The 16,084-nt window shown below is 58.6% G+C and carries 14 protein-coding genes and 3 tRNA genes; 16 read left to right on the forward strand and 1 reads right to left on the reverse strand.

Translation table 11 applies throughout. From position 1 onward, the window contains the following. Positions 1-167: 167 nt before the first annotated feature. The 15 genes from ftsH (at position 168) to J3P91_RS03760 (ending at position 14,867) form a co-directional block, all read left to right on the forward strand. A complete protein-coding gene (gene ftsH, locus J3P91_RS03690) occupies positions 168-2,081 on the forward strand; it encodes an ATP-dependent zinc metalloprotease FtsH (protein WP_305496907.1) in 1,914 nt (637 codons plus the stop codon). An 8-nt stretch (positions 2,082-2,089) separates the two neighbouring features. Further along, entirely contained in the window at positions 2,090-2,941 is an 852-nt protein-coding gene (gene folP / locus J3P91_RS03695; RefSeq protein WP_434602784.1) for a dihydropteroate synthase, read from the forward strand. A gap of 16 nt (positions 2,942-2,957) precedes the next feature. Then, positions 2,958-4,295, forward strand: coding sequence for a phosphoglucosamine mutase (gene glmM / locus J3P91_RS03700; RefSeq protein ID WP_434602785.1), 1,338 nt, complete (start codon positions 2,958-2,960; stop codon positions 4,293-4,295). Positions 4,296-4,361: 66 nt separating this feature from the next. After that, positions 4,362-5,117 carry a triose-phosphate isomerase gene (gene tpiA / locus J3P91_RS03705; RefSeq protein ID WP_305496904.1) on the forward strand — a complete coding sequence of 252 codons (756 nt, stop codon included), beginning with the start codon at positions 4,362-4,364 and terminating at the stop codon, positions 5,115-5,117. A gap of 4 nt (positions 5,118-5,121) precedes the next feature. After that, positions 5,122-5,505, forward strand: coding sequence for a preprotein translocase subunit SecG (gene secG / locus J3P91_RS03710; protein ID WP_025211789.1), 384 nt, complete (start codon positions 5,122-5,124; stop codon positions 5,503-5,505). Positions 5,506-5,526: 21 nt separating this feature from the next. Further along, positions 5,527-5,612, forward strand: a tRNA-Leu gene (locus J3P91_RS03715). 97 nt (positions 5,613-5,709) lie between these two features. Next, positions 5,710-5,786 (forward strand) — tRNA-Met (locus J3P91_RS03720). A gap of 138 nt (positions 5,787-5,924) precedes the next feature. Continuing rightward, positions 5,925-6,383 (forward strand): ribosome maturation factor RimP, encoded by a 459-nt coding sequence (gene rimP, locus J3P91_RS03725; RefSeq protein WP_053118762.1) that lies wholly within the window; start codon positions 5,925-5,927, stop codon positions 6,381-6,383. Positions 6,384-6,442: 59 nt separating this feature from the next. Next, complete coding sequence (gene nusA / locus J3P91_RS03730; protein ID WP_047229054.1) at positions 6,443-7,924, forward strand: transcription termination factor NusA; 1,482 nt, start codon at positions 6,443-6,445, stop codon at positions 7,922-7,924. A gap of 27 nt (positions 7,925-7,951) precedes the next feature. After that, the gene (gene infB / locus J3P91_RS03735) at positions 7,952-10,471 is read left to right on the forward strand and encodes a translation initiation factor IF-2 (protein WP_434602786.1); all 2,520 of its coding nucleotides are present in this window, start codon (positions 7,952-7,954) and stop codon (positions 10,469-10,471) included. Positions 10,472-10,630: 159 nt separating this feature from the next. Further along, entirely contained in the window at positions 10,631-11,032 is a 402-nt protein-coding gene (gene rbfA / locus J3P91_RS03740; protein ID WP_181287552.1) for a 30S ribosome-binding factor RbfA, read from the forward strand. Between the two features lie 3 nt (positions 11,033-11,035). After that, positions 11,036-11,953: a tRNA pseudouridine(55) synthase TruB gene (truB, locus tag J3P91_RS03745; protein WP_030139793.1), complete on the forward strand. Its 918-nt coding sequence runs from the start codon at positions 11,036-11,038 to the stop codon at positions 11,951-11,953. A 143-nt stretch (positions 11,954-12,096) separates the two neighbouring features. After that, entirely contained in the window at positions 12,097-12,366 is a 270-nt protein-coding gene (gene rpsO, locus J3P91_RS03750) for a 30S ribosomal protein S15 (RefSeq protein ID WP_011332409.1), read from the forward strand. 194 nt (positions 12,367-12,560) lie between these two features. Further along, the gene (pnp, locus tag J3P91_RS03755; protein ID WP_434602787.1) at positions 12,561-14,666 is read left to right on the forward strand and encodes a polyribonucleotide nucleotidyltransferase; all 2,106 of its coding nucleotides are present in this window, start codon (positions 12,561-12,563) and stop codon (positions 14,664-14,666) included. A 125-nt stretch (positions 14,667-14,791) separates the two neighbouring features. Then, a tRNA-Thr gene (locus J3P91_RS03760) sits at positions 14,792-14,867 on the forward strand. A 12-nt stretch (positions 14,868-14,879) separates the two neighbouring features. On the opposite strand, the gene J3P91_RS03765 is transcribed toward J3P91_RS03760, so the two are convergent. After that, entirely contained in the window at positions 14,880-15,425 is a 546-nt protein-coding gene (locus J3P91_RS03765) for a hypothetical protein (RefSeq protein ID WP_434604987.1), read from the reverse strand. A 299-nt stretch (positions 15,426-15,724) separates the two neighbouring features. On the opposite strand from J3P91_RS03765, the gene J3P91_RS03770 reads away from it, so the two are divergent. Next, positions 15,725-16,030, forward strand: a complete 306-nt coding sequence (locus J3P91_RS03770) for a DUF6388 family protein (RefSeq protein WP_434602788.1) — start codon at positions 15,725-15,727, stop codon at positions 16,028-16,030. Positions 16,031-16,084: the final 54 nt, after the last annotated feature.

Raw genomic sequence — 16,084 nt, forward strand, 5'->3', positions numbered from 1 at the left:
GCATTGCGGGCGTCGCGTAACGAAAATTGCGCGAGTCAAAGTTTCACAAAGGGTTACAGACGGCGCCTGCCAGAGTCGCAGGTAATGTAGTAAGTTAGGCCGGTGAATATCATGCGAAGCGCGCGCCAGTAGCGGAGCTTGCTTCAGAGGGTAGTTAATTGAACGATATGGCAAAGAATCTGATCCTGTGGTTGATCATCGCCGCTGTCCTTGTGACTGTGATGAACAACTTCTCCAGCCCTAACGAGCCGCAGACCCTCAACTATTCCGATTTCCTCCAGCAGGTCAAGGAAGGCAAGGTCGAGCGCGTAGCCGTTGATGGTTATGTGATTACCGGCAAGCGCAGCGATGGCGACAGCTTCAAGACCATTCGTCCGGCGATCCAGGATAATGGTCTGATCGGCGACCTGGTGGACAATCACGTCGTGATCGAAGGCAAGCAGCCTGAGCAGCAAAGTATCTGGACCCAGCTCCTGGTCGCGAGCTTCCCGATCCTGGTGATCATCGCGGTGTTCATGTTCTTTATGCGCCAGATGCAAGGCGGGGCCGGAGGGAAGGGCGGGCCGATGAGTTTCGGCAAGAGCAAGGCCCGACTATTGTCCGAAGATCAGGTCAAGACCACCCTGGCTGACGTCGCCGGTTGCGATGAAGCCAAGGAAGAAGTCGGCGAGCTGGTTGAATTCCTGCGCGATCCGGGCAAGTTCCAGCGCCTGGGCGGGCGTATTCCCCGCGGCGTACTGATGGTGGGACCACCTGGTACCGGTAAAACCTTGCTGGCCAAGGCAATCGCTGGCGAAGCCAAGGTTCCGTTCTTCACCATTTCCGGTTCCGATTTCGTCGAGATGTTCGTCGGCGTCGGTGCCAGCCGTGTCCGCGACATGTTCGAACAGGCGAAAAAGCACGCGCCATGCATCATCTTCATTGACGAGATCGACGCCGTTGGTCGCCACCGTGGCGCCGGCATGGGCGGCGGTCACGATGAGCGCGAGCAGACCCTCAACCAGTTGCTGGTCGAGATGGACGGTTTCGAGATGAATGACGGCATCATCGTGATCGCCGCCACCAACCGTCCGGACGTGCTCGACCCTGCGCTGCTGCGTCCAGGTCGTTTTGACCGCCAGGTCGTGGTGGGGCTGCCGGACATTCGTGGTCGCGAGCAGATCCTGAAGGTTCACATGCGCAAGGTGCCAATGGGGGATGACGTTGCTCCGGCGGTCATCGCTCGCGGCACACCGGGTTTCTCCGGTGCTGACCTGGCGAACTTGGTAAACGAAGCGTCACTGTTTGCTGCTCGTTCCGGCAAGCGTGTCGTGGAGATGAAGGAATTCGAACTCGCCAAGGACAAGATCATGATGGGCGCCGAGCGCAAATCCATGGTCATGTCGGAAAAGGAAAAGCAGAACACCGCTTACCACGAGGCAGGACATGCCATCGTCGGTCGTGTCGTGCCTGAGCATGATCCGGTGTACAAGGTTTCCATCATTCCGCGCGGTCGTGCACTGGGTGTGACGATGTTCCTGCCGGAAGAGGATCGCTACAGCCTGTCCAAGCGCGCGCTGATCAGCCAGATCTGTTCGCTGTACGGTGGCCGTATCGCCGAGGAAATGACGTTGGGCTTCGACGGCGTGACGACGGGTGCCTCCAACGACATCATGCGCGCAAGCCAGATTGCCCGGAACATGGTTACCAAGTGGGGCTTGTCCGAAAAGCTTGGTCCGTTGATGTATGCCGAGGAAGAGGGCGAAGTATTCCTGGGTCGTGGCGGCGGAGGCCAGCATGCAAGCTTCTCTGGTGAGACAGCCAAGTTGATCGACTCGGAAGTTCGCAGCATCATTGACCAGTGCTACGGCACGGCCAAGCAGATTCTCACGGACAACCGCGACAAACTGGACGCGATGGCCGACGCATTGATGAAGTATGAAACCATCGATGCCGAGCAGATCGACGACATCATGGCTGGCCGCACGCCTCGTGAGCCTCGTGACTGGTCTGGTGGCGGCACGGGTACCTCCGGTACTCCGCCAGCGGTACAGGGTGAGCGTCCCGAGACGCCCATCGGTGGTCCGGCCGCCGACGTCTAAGGCTTGAAATGACTTCTGTTCAGTCCTCTAACCGGTTGCCTTGCGGCAACCGGTTTCTTGATTTGGCCCGTGCGCACGTCATGGGCATTCTTAATGTCACTCCCGATTCCTTTTCCGATGGCGGAAGATTCTGCCAGCTCGACGCTGCATTGCGGCATGCCGAGGCCATGGTGGCAGCGGGCGCAACGCTGATCGATGTTGGTGGTGAATCGACCCGTCCCGGTGCGCGGGCGGTGTCCCCTACCGAAGAGCTGGAGCGAGTGGCGCCGATTGTCGAGCGTATACACCGCGAGCTTGATGTCATCATTTCGGTTGATACCTCTACGCCAGCGGTCATGCGCGAGGCAGCGCGACTGGGGGCGGGGCTGATCAACGATGTCCGGTCCTTGCGGCGCGACGGTGCGCTGGACGCCGCGGCGGCAACCGGGTTGCCGGTGTGCCTGATGCATATGCTCGGCGAGCCGGGGACCATGCAGGACGATCCGCACTATGATGATGTGACCAGGGAAGTGGCCGGGTTCCTCGCGGAGCGCCTGGATCAGTGTGCTGCCGTGGGCATCCCTGCCGAGCGGGTCATCCTTGATCCCGGGTTCGGCTTTGCCAAGACCCTGGCTCACAACCTGAGCCTGTTCAAGCATATGGAAGCCTTGCATGCCCTGGGGCGGCCCCTGTTGGTTGGCGTCTCGCGAAAGAGCATGATAGGCAATGCCTTGGGCCGCCCGGTGGGAGAGCGCCTGTATGGCGGTCTCGCCCTGGCTGCATTGGCCCTTACCAAAGGTGCGCGCATTTTGCGCGTGCATGATGTAGCCGAAACGATGGATGTCGTGCGGATGATCGACGCTGTGGATTCAGCCGAATAAGAATGACGGAGCACTTATGAGCAAGAAATATTTTGGCACCGACGGTATTCGTGGTCGGGTCGGCGAATACCCTATTACCCCTGATTTCATGCTCAAGCTCGGCTGGGCCGCTGGCATGGCGTTCCGCAAGATGGGCGCGTGCAAGGTGCTGGTCGGCAAAGACACGCGGATTTCCGGCTACATGTTCGAATCGGCTCTCGAGGCCGGCCTTACGTCGGCGGGCGCCGATGTGATGTTGCTGGGGCCGATGCCGACGCCGGCCATTGCCTACCTGACCCGTACATTCCAGGCCCAGGCGGGCATTGTGATCAGTGCTTCGCACAATCCTCATGACGACAACGGCATCAAGTTTTTCTCTGGCAAGGGCACCAAGCTGCCTGATGAAATCGAGCTGATGATCGAAGAGCTGCTGGATGCGCCGATGACGGTGGTCGAGTCGAGCAAGATCGGCAAGGTGTCGCGGATCAACGATGCATCAGGTCGTTATATAGAATTCTGCAAAGGCAGTGTGCCGACCGGTACGAGCTTTTCCGGTCTGAAAATCGTTGTCGATTGCGCGCATGGCGCAACCTATAAGGTCGCGCCCAGCGTTTTTCGCGAATTGGGCGCCGAGGTGGTGGTGCTCTCCGCCCAACCCAACGGGCTGAACATCAACCACAATTGCGGCTCGACCCATACCGAGGCATTGCAGGCAGCGGTCCTGGCCGAGCATGCCGACCTCGGGATTGCTTTCGACGGCGACGGTGACCGGGTATTGATGGTCGACCATACCGGTACGGTCGTTGATGGCGATGAGCTGTTATTCATCATCGCGCGCGATCTGCATGGTCGCGGCAAGCTGCAGGGCGGCGTGGTCGGTACGTTGATGAGCAACCTCGGGCTTGAATTGGCCTTGGCGGACCTGGATATCCCGTTCGTACGGGCCAATGTCGGCGATCGCTACGTGATCTCTGAATTGCTGGAGCGCAACTGGGTGATCGGTGGCGAGAACTCCGGCCACATCGTCTGTTTTGACCATACCACCACTGGTGATGCGATCATCGCTGCCCTGCAAGTGTTGATGGCGCTCAAGGCGCGTAACGAGGGGCTTGCGCAGTCGCGCCAGGCGTTGCGTAAATGTCCGCAAGTGTTGATCAATGTGCGTTTCGGCGGAGGTGTCAATCCTCTCGAACACACGACGGTCAAGCAGGCCAGCGAGCGCGTAACGCAAGCAATGGCTGGCCGTGGCCGGGTGTTGTTGCGCAAGTCTGGCACGGAGCCTTTGGTGCGTGTCATGGTCGAAGGCGAGGATGAAGCACAGGTCCGCGGTTATGCCGAAGAGCTGGCGAAGCTGGTTACTGAAGTTTCTGCCTGAATTCGGCTTGCCAGTCATGAATCGGTTGGGTAACATCTGCGCCCACTTTGACCGACGAGGTACAGCATGCGTCGCCCTATGGTAGCTGGTAACTGGAAGATGCACGGTACCCGCGCCAGCGTCGCTGAGCTGATCAAGGGCCTTCGTAACCTGGCCTTGCCAAGCGGTGTTGATGTAGCGGTGTTCCCGCCTTGCCTGTATATCAACCAAGTGGTTGATGGCTTGAAAGGCAAGTCGATTTCGGTGGGTGCACAAAACTCTGCAGTGGAATCCATGCAGGGTGCGTTGACCGGTGAAATCGCGCCGAGTCAGCTGGTGGACGCAGGATGTTCACTGGTCCTGGTCGGTCATTCCGAGCGTCGCCTGATCATGGGCGAGCAGGACAAGACCCTGATTCGCAAATTTGCCGCGGCACAGGCTTGTGGTCTAATCCCGGTGTTGTGCGTAGGGGAGACCCTCGAACAGCGTGAGGCAGGCAAGACTCTCGAAGTTGTTGCTCGCCAGTTGGGCAGCATCATCGAGGACCTGGGTGTCGGTGCGTTTGCAAAGGCAGTCATCGCTTACGAGCCGGTCTGGGCCATTGGCACCGGGCTGACTGCTTCGCCTCAACAAGCGCAGGATGTGCACGCCGCCATCCGCGCGCAGTTGGCGCAAGAAAATTCTGAAGTGGCACGAGGTGTGCGGCTTCTATACGGCGGCAGCGTGAAGGCGGCCAATGCGGTCGAACTGTTCGGCATGCCGGATATCGATGGGGGGCTCATTGGTGGAGCGTCCCTGAATGCAGATGAGTTCGGTGCGATCTGTCGCGCCGCGGGAAACTGAAAAAATGCTGGAAACAGTCGTAGTCGTTTTTCATCTGCTGGGCGCACTGGGTGTAGTTGCTCTCGTATTGCTGCAGCAGGGTAAAGGTGCGGATGCTGGTGCGTCTTTCGGTGCAGGTGCTTCAAATACTGTATTCGGAAGCCAAGGTTCCTCTACCTTTCTTAGTAAGTTTACTGCTATACTCGCCGCCGGTTTCTTCATAACCAGCTTAGGGTTAGGTTACTTTGCTAAAGAGAAGGCTCATGAGCTGACTCAGGTAGGTTTGCCAAACCCAGCGGTGTTGGAAGCGCCAAAGCAACAACCGGCTTCTGATGATGTCCCGGTGCTTCAAGAGCAAAAGTCGGCCAATCCGGCGACTGACGTACCTCCAGCTCAAGAGCAGAAGTAAGAAGGTTTCAAACGCTGTATTGCCGAGGTGGTGGAATTGGTAGACACGCAACCTTGAGGTGGTTGTGCCCATAGGGTGTAGGGGTTCGAGTCCCCTTCTCGGTACCAATTATCAGGAGAGCCCGCAATTGCGGGCTTTCTTGTAGGTGGAAGCGTTACATTGACCCTGTAAGGGATCGGTCGTATACTTCCGCCCCAGCTTTGTCGCGGGATGGAGCAGCCTGGTAGCTCGTCGGGCTCATAACCCGAAGGTCGTCGGTTCAAATCCGGCTCCCGCAACCAGTTTCAGGGCCCCTTCCAAGGGGCTTTTTGTTAGCTGGACATTTACAACGCCGCTGTTCGACGGCGTTTCAGGGATGGGCGATTCGCCCATTTTTTTTTATTTGCATGGCATGCACATACATGCACGAGGGGGTTCAGGTGTCGAGCAAGCTAGAACAGTTGCAGGCCTTGTTGGCCCCGGTGGTCGTGGCCCTTGGCTATGAATGCTGGGGTATTGAGTTTTCGGCTCAAGGTCGCCACTCACTGTTGCGCGTTTATATCGATAAGGAAGGCGGCGTGTTGGTGGATGATTGCGCCATCGTCAGCCGTCAGATCAGTGGTGTGCTGGATGTTGAAGATCCCATCACCTCCGAATACACCCTTGAAGTTTCCTCGCCTGGCATGGAACGCCCTCTGTTCACTCTTGAACAGTTCGCTTTGTTTGCCGGTGAACAAGTGAAGATCAAGCTGCGCTCGCCCTTTGAAGGCCGACGCAACTTCCAAGGCCTTCTGCGCGGTGTGGAAGAACAGGATGTCGTGGTGCAGGTAGATGACCATGAATTCCTGTTGCCGATCGATATGATCGACAAGGCCAACATTATTCCCAGTTTTGACTGATACGTGCCAGATACTGCGGATCCCGCGGATCCAATGGCTTGCGAAAGGCGAGGCGTACGATGAGCAAAGAAGTACTGCTGGTTGTTGAGTCGGTATCCAATGAAAAGGGCGTACCGGCTAACGTTATTTTTGAAGCACTCGAGCTGGCCCTGGCCACTGCTACCAAGAAGCGCTTCGAAGACGAAGTTGATTTGCGTGTGGAGATTAATCGCCACACCGGTGCCTACGAGACTTTCCGTCGCTGGACGGTAGTCGAGGAGGCCGACCTGGATGATCCGGCTATCGAAACCTGGCCGAGCAAGGTTGCAGAAACGCATCCTGGCGCCAAGGTGGGTGATGTCGTCGAAGAAAAGATCGAGTCCATCGAATTTGGCCGCATTGCTGCACAGACTGCCAAGCAGGTCATTGTGCAGAAAGTTCGCGAAGCCGAGCGCGCGCAAGTCGTCGATGCCTATCGCGAGCGCCTGGGAGAAATCATCTCCGGCACCGTTAAAAAAGTCACCCGCGACAACGTGATCGTTGATCTGGGCAACAATGCCGAAGCATTGCTGGCTCGTGAAGACATCATTTCTCGCGAAACTTTCCGGGTTGGCGTGCGGTTGCGTGCGCTGCTCAAGGAAATCCGCACCGAGAACCGCGGCCCGCAGCTGATCCTGTCGCGTACCGCGCCGGAAATGCTGATCGAGTTGTTCCGCATCGAAGTGCCGGAAATTGCTGAAGGCCTGATCGAAGTCATGGCCGCCTCCCGTGATCCGGGTTCGCGGGCCAAGATCGCGGTCCGCTCCAAGGACAAGCGCATCGACCCGCAAGGTGCCTGCATCGGCATGCGTGGTTCGCGTGTCCAGGCCGTATCCGGCGAGTTGGGCGGCGAGCGTGTGGATATCGTCCTGTGGGACGACAACCCGGCTCAGTTCGTGATCAATGCCATGTCGCCCGCTGAAGTGGCGGCAATTATCGTCGACGAGGATGCCCATGCCATGGACATCGCCGTTGGCGCAGACAATCTCGCTCAGGCCATCGGTCGCGGTGGTCAGAACGTGCGTCTGGCTAGCCAATTGACTGGCTGGACCCTGAACGTGATGACCGAATCGGACATCCAGGCCAAGCAGCAAGCTGAAACCGGCGACATCCTGCGCAACTTCATCGAAGAGCTTGAAGTCGATGAAGAGCTGGCGCAGGTGCTGGTGGATGAAGGCTTTACCAGCCTGGAAGAGATTGCCTACGTACCGGTGGAGGAAATGCTCAACATCGACGGCTTTGACGAGGACATCGTCAACGAGCTTCGCGCTCGTGCCAAGGATCGCTTGTTGACCAAAGCCATCGCTACTGAGGAAAAGCTGGCAGACGCCCATCCGGCCGAAGACCTGCTCTCGCTTGAGGGCATGGACAAGGATTTGGCGATGGAACTGGCGGTGCGCGGCGTAATTACCCGCGAAGACCTGGCCGAGCAGTCTATTGACGATCTGCTCGACATCGACGGCATTGACGATGATCGTGCCGGCAAGTTGATCATGGCCGCCCGAGCCCACTGGTTCGAGTAATTAGGCGCGGCCTGAGGAGAGAAGTGCATGACGCAAGTCACGGTGAAACAACTGGCCGATGAGGTCAAAACACCGGTAGAGCGCCTGTTGCAGCAGATGCGTGAGGCAGGTCTGCCGCACACCGCCGCCGAGGAACATGTGACCGACAGTGAGAAGCAGTCCCTGCTCACTCACTTGAAGAGCAGTCACAAGGCGAAAGTGGAAGAACCGCGCAAGATCACTCTGCAGCGTAAAACCACCAGCACCCTGCGTGTTGCCGGTAGCAAAAGCATCAGCGTTGAAGTACGCAAGAAAAAAGTCTTCGTACAGCGCAGCCCGGAAGAAATCGAAGCCGAGCGCAAACGCGAAATGGAAGAACGTCGCGCGGCAGAAAATGCTGCACGTCAGAAGGCTGAAGAAGAAGCCAAGCGTCGCGCCGAAGAAGAAGCGCGTCGCCAGCCTGCTGCTGCGCAATCTGCTCCAGCCGAAGTGGTCGAGACACCTGCGGCGGCAGCTGAGCCAGTGCGTGAAAGCGCTCCTGTCCTGGCAGCTGCTCCGGCGCCGGCGGACACCCGCAAGCGCGACGAACAGCGTCGTCCGGACAAACCACGTGCCGACGACAACCGTCGTGGCAGTGGCGATGGCGAGCGCAAAAACGCTCCTCATCGTGCTTCGGTCAAGGAAAAGGCGCCTGCGCCGCGTGTTGCGCCACGTACCACCGACGAAGAAAGCGATGGCTTCCGTCGCGGCGGTCGCGGCAAGGCCAAGCTGAAGAAACGCAACGCCCACGGTTTCCAGAGCCCTACCGGCCCTGTCGTGCGTGAAGTGAAGATCGGCGAGACCATCACTGTGGGCGATCTGGCCCAGCAGATGTCGGTCAAGGCTGCTGAAATCATCAAGTTCATGTTCAAGCTGGGCACGCCAGCCACCATCAACCAGGTACTGGACCAGGAAACTGCCCAACTGGTCGCCGAAGAGCTGGGCCACAAAGTGACCCTGGTCAGCGACACCGCCCTGGAAGATTCCCTGGCCGAGTCCCTGAAGTTTGAAGGTGAAGCTGTTTCCCGTGCGCCGGTCGTGACCGTCATGGGTCACGTTGACCACGGTAAAACCTCGCTGCTCGACTACATCCGTCGTGCCAAGGTAGCCGCTGGCGAAGCCGGTGGTATCACCCAGCACATCGGTGCCTACCACGTTGAAACCGACCGCGGCATGGTGACGTTCCTCGATACCCCGGGCCACGCCGCGTTTACCGCGATGCGTGCCCGTGGTGCCAAGGCAACCGACATCGTGATCCTGGTGGTTGCAGCGGACGACGGCGTGATGCCGCAAACCATCGAAGCCGTTCAGCATGCCAAGGCTGCTGGCGTGCCGCTGGTGGTTGCGGTGAACAAGATCGACAAGCCGGGCGCCGATCTCGATCGCATCCGCAGCGAACTGTCGGTCCACGGCGTGACCTCCGAAGAGTGGGGTGGCGACACTCCTTTCGTTCCGGTCTCGGCGAAGATGGGTACCGGCGTTGACGAACTGCTCGAAGCCGTTCTGTTGCAAGCCGAAGTTCTGGAATTGACCGCTACACCTTCGGCTCCTGGCCGTGGCGTGGTCGTTGAATCGCGTCTCGACAAGGGCCGTGGTCCGGTCGCGACCGTCCTGGTTCAGGACGGTACCCTGCGTCAGGGCGACATGGTGCTGGTCGGTTCGAACTATGGCCGCGTGCGCGCCATGCTCGACGAGAACGGCAAGCCAATCAAGGAAGCCGGTCCGGCTATCCCGGTCGAGATCCTCGGCCTGGACGGTACCCCGGATGCTGGCGACGAGATGAGCGTTGTGGCTGACGAGAAGAAGGCCCGTGAAGTGGCTCTGTTCCGTCAAGGCAAGTTCCGCGAAGTCAAACTGGCTCGCGCTCACGCCGGCAAGCTGGAAAATATCTTCGAGAACATGGGCCAGGAAGAGAAGAAGACGCTTAACATCGTCCTCAAATCCGACGTCCGTGGTTCGCTCGAAGCGTTGAACGGCGCCTTGAATGGCCTGGGTAACGACGAAGTGCAAGTGCGCGTTGTCGGTGGCGGTGTCGGTGGTATCACCGAATCCGACGCCAACCTGGCACTCGCTTCCAACGCTGTACTGTTCGGCTTCAACGTGCGTGCCGATGCCGGCGCGCGCAAGATCGTCGAGCAGGAAGGCCTGGATATGCGTTACTACAACGTGATCTACGACATCATCGAAGACGTCAAGAAAGCCTTGACCGGTATGCTCGGCAGCGACGTTCGCGAGAACATCCTGGGCGTGGCCGAAGTGCGCGATGTGTTCCGTTCGCCGAAGTTCGGCGCGATCGCCGGTTGCATGGTGATCGAAGGTGTCGTTCACCGTAACCGTCCGATCCGCGTATTGCGTGAAGACATCGTGATCTTCGAAGGCGAGCTGGAATCCCTGCGCCGCTTCAAGGATGACGCTTCCGAAGTACGTGCCGGCATGGAATGCGGTATCGGCGTCAAGAGCTACAACGACGTCAAGGTCGGCGACAAGATCGAAGTCTTCGAGAAGGTCCAGGTTGCTCGCAGCCTCTGACTCGCGTACTTCAAGAGCCGTACCGGGCAGTCGCATGAATATGCGCTGCCTGGCTGGCGGACTCTAAACGCAACGCCCGGTCTGGCTTTTGCCAGGCCGGGCGTTTGCCGCTTTCAGACCTCACGGGTTTGACCGTGGGGCAGTAACAGGTAACAAGACATGGCAAAAGAATATAGCCGTACCCAACGAATCGGCGATCAGATGCAGCGCGAGCTGGCCCAACTGATCCGTCGCGAAGTCAAAGACCCGCGCGTCGGCCTGGTGACCATTACCGCTGTTGAAGTCAGCCGTGACGTCGGTCACGCCAAGATCTTCATCACGGTGATGGGTCAGGACAGCGCCGAAGAAATCGCCCAGAGCATTAAGGTGCTCAACTCGGCAGCCGGTTTCCTGCGCATGCAACTGGCGCGGGAGATGAAGCTGCGCAGCGTTCCACAGCTGCACTTCCACTACGACGAAAGCGTCGTGCGGGGTGCGCATCTGTCGGCGCTGATCGAGCGTGCCGTGGCTGAAGACAGTCAGCATCCGGCTGCCGCTGAACCCGAAGACACCAAGGAGTAATCGGTGGCTCAGGTCAAACGTATCCGTCGTAACGTCAGCGGCATCATCCTGCTCGACAAGCCGTTGGGATTTACCTCCAACGCGGCGTTGCAGAAGGTTCGCTGGCTGCTCAATGCTGAAAAGGCCGGGCACACTGGCAGCCTCGATCCGCTGGCTACCGGCGTGCTGCCGCTGTGCTTCGGCGAGGCGACCAAGTTCTCCCAATACCTGCTCGATTCCGACAAGGGTTATGAAACCTTGGCGCAACTGGGCAAGACCACTACCACGGCGGACGCCGAAGGTGAGGTTTTGCTGGAGCGCCCGGTGACCGTTGGTCAGGCGGATGTCGAAGCGGTATTGCCGAAATTTCGCGGGCAAATCAGTCAGATACCGCCGATGTACTCCGCTTTGAAGCGCGATGGACAGCCGTTGTATAAACTGGCCCGTGCAGGCGAAGTAGTGGAGCGCGAACCGCGTTCTGTTACTATTGCGCGCTTGGAATTGCTGGCCTTTGACGGTAATACTGCACGGCTCGCCGTGGATTGCAGCAAGGGCACCTATATCCGGACCCTGGTGGAGGATATTGGCGAGCAGCTCGGCTGTGGCGCGTACGTGGCGGAATTGCGACGGACCCAGGCCGGGCCCTTCACGTTGGCCCAGACGGTCACGCTGGAAGAGCTTGAAGCGGTGCATGCCGAAGGCGGCAACGAAGCGGTCGACCGTTTCCTGATGCCATCGGACAGCGGCCTGCTGGATTGGCCGCTCTTGCAGTTCTCGGAACACAGCGCGTTCTACTGGCTCAACGGCCAGCCGGTACGCGCCCCGGATGCGCCGAAGTTCGGCATGGTCCGGGTACAGGATCACAACGGTCGCTTCATCGGTATCGGTGAAGTGAGCGAAGACGGGCGCATTGCGCCGCGTCGACTGATTCGGTCGGAATGACCGGAACCAGCCTGCGTAACAGCGGGTTGGCGAGTGTGGCTGTTAACAGGCACGGTCACTACTCATTTATAGATACAGGGATTTGTCCCTGGCCTGTTGAAGCTGTTTCCTCGGAACAGTTTCCTGACTAAAAGGATTGCCTCATGGCTCTCGACGTTCAAGAAAAAGCTCAAATCGTTGCTGACTACCAGCAAGCTGTTGGTGACACTGGTTCGCCAGAAGTGCAAGTTGCACTGCTGACCGCCAACATCAACAAACTGCAAGGTCACTTCAAGGCCAACGGTAAGGATCACCACTCCCGTCGTGGTCTGATCCGCATGGTAAACCAGCGTCGCAAGCTGCTGGACTACCTGAAAGGCAAGGACGTGAGCCGTTACAGCGCTCTGATCGCTCGCCTGGGTCTGCGTCGCTAATCAGCGATTGCGCTAGAGGTTGGTGGTCTGTCGTACGTCAGTGGGTTTCCCGCTGGCGCATGGCAGGCTCCCAGCCTCAAGTTTTATCTGGATACACGTTTTACCCTGGACAGGCGTCGGGCCGATTCCCGTCATTGCCCAAGAATTTCGCAAGAAGACAAGTTCCCCAAGAGCCACAAAGAAGGTAGGACACCGTGAACCCGGTAATCAAAAAATTCCAGTTCGGTCAGTCGACCGTTACCCTCGAGACTGGCCGTATCGCCCGTCAGGCCTCCGGCGCAGTGCTGGTCACCGTTGACGACGACGTCAGCGTATTGGTGACCGTAGTGGGTGCCAAGCAAGCCGATCCAGGCAAGGGCTTCTTCCCTCTGTCTGTGCACTACCAGGAAAAGACCTACGCCGCGGGCAAGATCCCTGGCGGTTTCTTCAAGCGTGAAGGCCGTCCTTCCGAGAAAGAAACCCTGACTTCCCGACTGATCGACCGTCCGATCCGTCCGCTTTTCCCTGAAGGTTTCATGAACGAAGTGCAGGTTGTCTGCACCGTCGTTTCCACCAGCAAGAAGACCGATCCGGACATCGCTGCGATGATCGGTACCTCGGCTGCGCTGGCGATCTCCGGCATTCCTTTCGATGGCCCGATCGGCGCTGCCCGCGTTGCGTTCCACGAAAGCACCGGCTACCTGCTGAACCCGACCTACGAGCAACAGAAGGCATCGAGCCTGGACATGGTCGTGGCCGGTACTTCCGAAGCCGTGCTGATGGTTGAATCCGAAGCCAAGGAACTGACCGAAGACCAGATGCTGGGCGCCGTGCTGTTTGCCCACGACGAGTTCCAGGTGGTCATCAACGCCGTCAAGGAACTGGCTGCCGAAGCCGCCAAGCCAACCTGGACCTGGGCTCCTCAGCCAGAAGCCACCGAGCTGCTCGGCGCGATCCGTGCCGAGTTCGGCGAAGCGATCTCCCAGGCCTACACCATCACCATCAAGGCCGACCGCTATGCGCGTCTGGGCGAGCTGCGTGACCAGGTCGTTGCCAAGTTCTCCGGCGAAGAAGGCCAGCCATCGGCCAGCGACGTCAAGGCGGCTTTCGGTGAAATCGAATACCGCACCGTTCGCGAAAACATCGTCAACGGCAAGCCGCGTATCGACGGTCGCGACACTCGCACCGTGCGTCCGCTGAACATCGAAGTCGGCGTCCTGCCAAAGACCCACGGTTCGGCACTGTTCACCCGTGGTGAAACCCAGGCGCTGGTCGTTGCGACACTGGGCACCGCCCGTGACGCGCAACTGCTCGACACCCTGGAAGGCGAGAAGAAAGACCCGTTCATGCTGCACTACAACTTCCCTCCGTTCTCGGTGGGCGAGTGTGGTCGCATGGGTGGCGCCGGTCGTCGCGAAATCGGTCACGGCCGTCTGGCCCGTCGTTCGGTCCAGGCCATGCTGCCGGCCGCTGACGTGTTCCCGTACACCATTCGCGTGGTATCGGAAATCACCGAGTCCAACGGTTCGAGCTCGATGGCTTCGGTCTGCGGCGCTTCCCTGGCTCTGATGGACGCTGGTGTGCCGATGAAGGCGCCGGTGGCCGGTATCGCCATGGGTCTGGTCAAGGAAGGCGAGAAATTCGCCGTCCTGACCGACATCCTGGGTGACGAAGACCACCTGGGCGACATGGACTTCAAAGTGGCCGGTACCGCCAAGGGCGTCACCGCGCTGCAGATGGACATCAAGATCAAGGGCATCACCGAAGAGATCATGGAAATCGCCCTGGGCCAAGCCCTGGAAGCGCGCCTGAACATTCTCGGTCAGATGAACCAGATCATCGGTCAGTCCCGTACCGAACTGTCGGAAAATGCTCCGACCATGATCGCGATGAAAATCGACACCGACAAAATCCGTGATGTCATCGGTAAAGGCGGCGCGACTATCCGTGCGATCTGTGAAGAAACCAAGGCTTCGATCGACATCGAAGACGACGGTTCGATCAAGATCTTCGGCGAAACCAAGGAAGCGGCAGAAGCAGCACGCCAGCGCGTCCTGGGCATCACCGCAGAGGCCGAGATCGGCAAGATCTACATCGGCAAGGTTGAACGCATCGTCGACTTCGGCGCGTTCGTCAACATCCTGCCGGGCAAGGACGGTCTGGTTCACATCTCCATGCTGAGCGATGCTCGCGTCGAGAAAGTGACCGACATCCTGAAAGAAGGCCAGGAAGTGGAAGTGCTGGTACTGGACGTGGATAACCGCGGCCGTATCAAGCTGTCCATCAAGGACGTCGCAGCAGCCAAGGCATCGGGCGTTTAATCACTCCCTCGCTTGACCGCTGAACAAGCAAACGCTCCGACTGGTTCGGGGCGTTTTGCTGTGTGCTGAAAATCCCTTCAGGGCAGGTTGCCTGTCCCCCGGGGACGATGCTAGGTTTAGCCACCGCCCGTGTAGCTCAGTCGGTAGAGCAGCGCACTCGTAACGCGAAGGTCGCAGGTTCGATTCCTGTCTCGGGCACCACCCCCCCCCTGGTTATTTCACCTTCCTGCTCAGCTCCTCGACCGTGCGTTTGAGCTGTGTCATTTCGTTGTCCTGATCGCTGAGCTCCCGTTTCAGGGACGAAATTTCGCTGCTGCTCGAGCTCGAACTGGAACTGCTGTTGCGCTTGAGTTCTTCCACTTGCTTGCCAAGGTCGTTCAGATCGCGTTCCTGTTCCTTGATGATGCGCTTGAGATCGTCTATCTCCTTGCTGCTGGAGGTGGAGCTGGAGCCACTGTTGCGTTTGAGTTCTTCGATTTGTCGGGCCTGCTCGCCCAGGGTGCGCTTCTGACTGTCCAGCTCGGCGGTGTTGTCCTTGACTGCTTCTGGTAGTTTTTCCAGATCACCCACGCTGATATTGGTCTTGATCAGAATATCCTTGTCGAATGAGTTGCGAAGCAGCGGGATAGTGTCAGACGGCAGAGGGGTGCCGGAGGAAACTTCGACTGCCGCTTGAACGGCACCGATCAAGGTCAGGCTGCCGAGCAGGAGGGACGTGGTTGCAAACCGGGTCGACGAACGTTTCGCAAGACTGCGCATCATTGGGTTCCTGAAGAAGTGCCGATATGGCACATCGCTATGACTGGTTGCCATGACAAATGTTCCTGGGCACCTTGCCGTCAGGCATGAGATTTTTTCTGCGGTGGATGTAAAGAGCCGTGTAAATCGTTGGCAAAACATCCTATATTCGTCACCTGCATGAGCATCGCCCAGCAGTTTTCAGATGATCCACGAATGGTTCTGAAGGCCAGGAAAACCGAGCTTCCAACGGCTTCCTGCGTCAGAGAGATCCTTGATGATCCAGATCCATCTTCCATTCCCAGATCAGCGAGAACGCCATGACCGCTAAAGAATTGTCCCAAGAAGCCAGACACGAAGAAGCCCTGGAAAAGTATCTCGAAGAAACGCCGCAGTTGCGCGATGAGATCAAGGACTTGTCCGCCGATGATCAGAAAGACCAGGTCCAGTGGGCATTCGAGGATGAGGCTGAAGCCCAGGGCCTGCAGCCTTGGGAGCTGACGCTCAAGTACACCAGTACGCCGGAAGAGTTCGAGGCGCAGCGCCTTGTCTTGCACAAGGAGGCGGCCGAGGTGTTGGGTGTGGATTGGGATGAGTACTGCGAGATGAATAATCTTGTAGTTTAAAAGCAGCTACAAGCCACAAGCCCCAAGCTGCAAGACAAGCGCCGAACCGCTTGA

The organism is Pseudomonas sp. Z4-7 (assembly GCF_051131965.1).
Taxonomy (GTDB): Bacteria; Pseudomonadota; Gammaproteobacteria; order Pseudomonadales; family Pseudomonadaceae; genus Aquipseudomonas.

Coding starts and splice junctions, on each gene's coding strand:
- ftsH (WP_305496907.1), top strand. CDS start 168: ATGGCAAAGAATCTGATCCTGTGGTTGATCATCGCCGCTGTCCTTGTG.
- folP (WP_434602784.1), top strand. CDS start 2,090: ATGACTTCTGTTCAGTCCTCTAACCGGTTGCCTTGCGGCAACCGGTTT.
- glmM (WP_434602785.1), top strand. CDS start 2,958: ATGAGCAAGAAATATTTTGGCACCGACGGTATTCGTGGTCGGGTCGGC.
- tpiA (WP_305496904.1), top strand. CDS start 4,362: ATGCGTCGCCCTATGGTAGCTGGTAACTGGAAGATGCACGGTACCCGC.
- secG (WP_025211789.1), top strand. CDS start 5,122: ATGCTGGAAACAGTCGTAGTCGTTTTTCATCTGCTGGGCGCACTGGGT.
- nusA (WP_047229054.1), top strand. CDS start 6,443: ATGAGCAAAGAAGTACTGCTGGTTGTTGAGTCGGTATCCAATGAAAAG.
- infB (WP_434602786.1), top strand. CDS start 7,952: ATGACGCAAGTCACGGTGAAACAACTGGCCGATGAGGTCAAAACACCG.
- rbfA (WP_181287552.1), top strand. CDS start 10,631: ATGGCAAAAGAATATAGCCGTACCCAACGAATCGGCGATCAGATGCAG.
- rpsO (WP_011332409.1), top strand. CDS start 12,097: ATGGCTCTCGACGTTCAAGAAAAAGCTCAAATCGTTGCTGACTACCAG.
- J3P91_RS03765 (WP_434604987.1), bottom strand. CDS start 15,425: ATGCGCAGTCTTGCGAAACGTTCGTCGACCCGGTTTGCAACCACGTCC.
- J3P91_RS03770 (WP_434602788.1), top strand. CDS start 15,725: ATGACCGCTAAAGAATTGTCCCAAGAAGCCAGACACGAAGAAGCCCTG.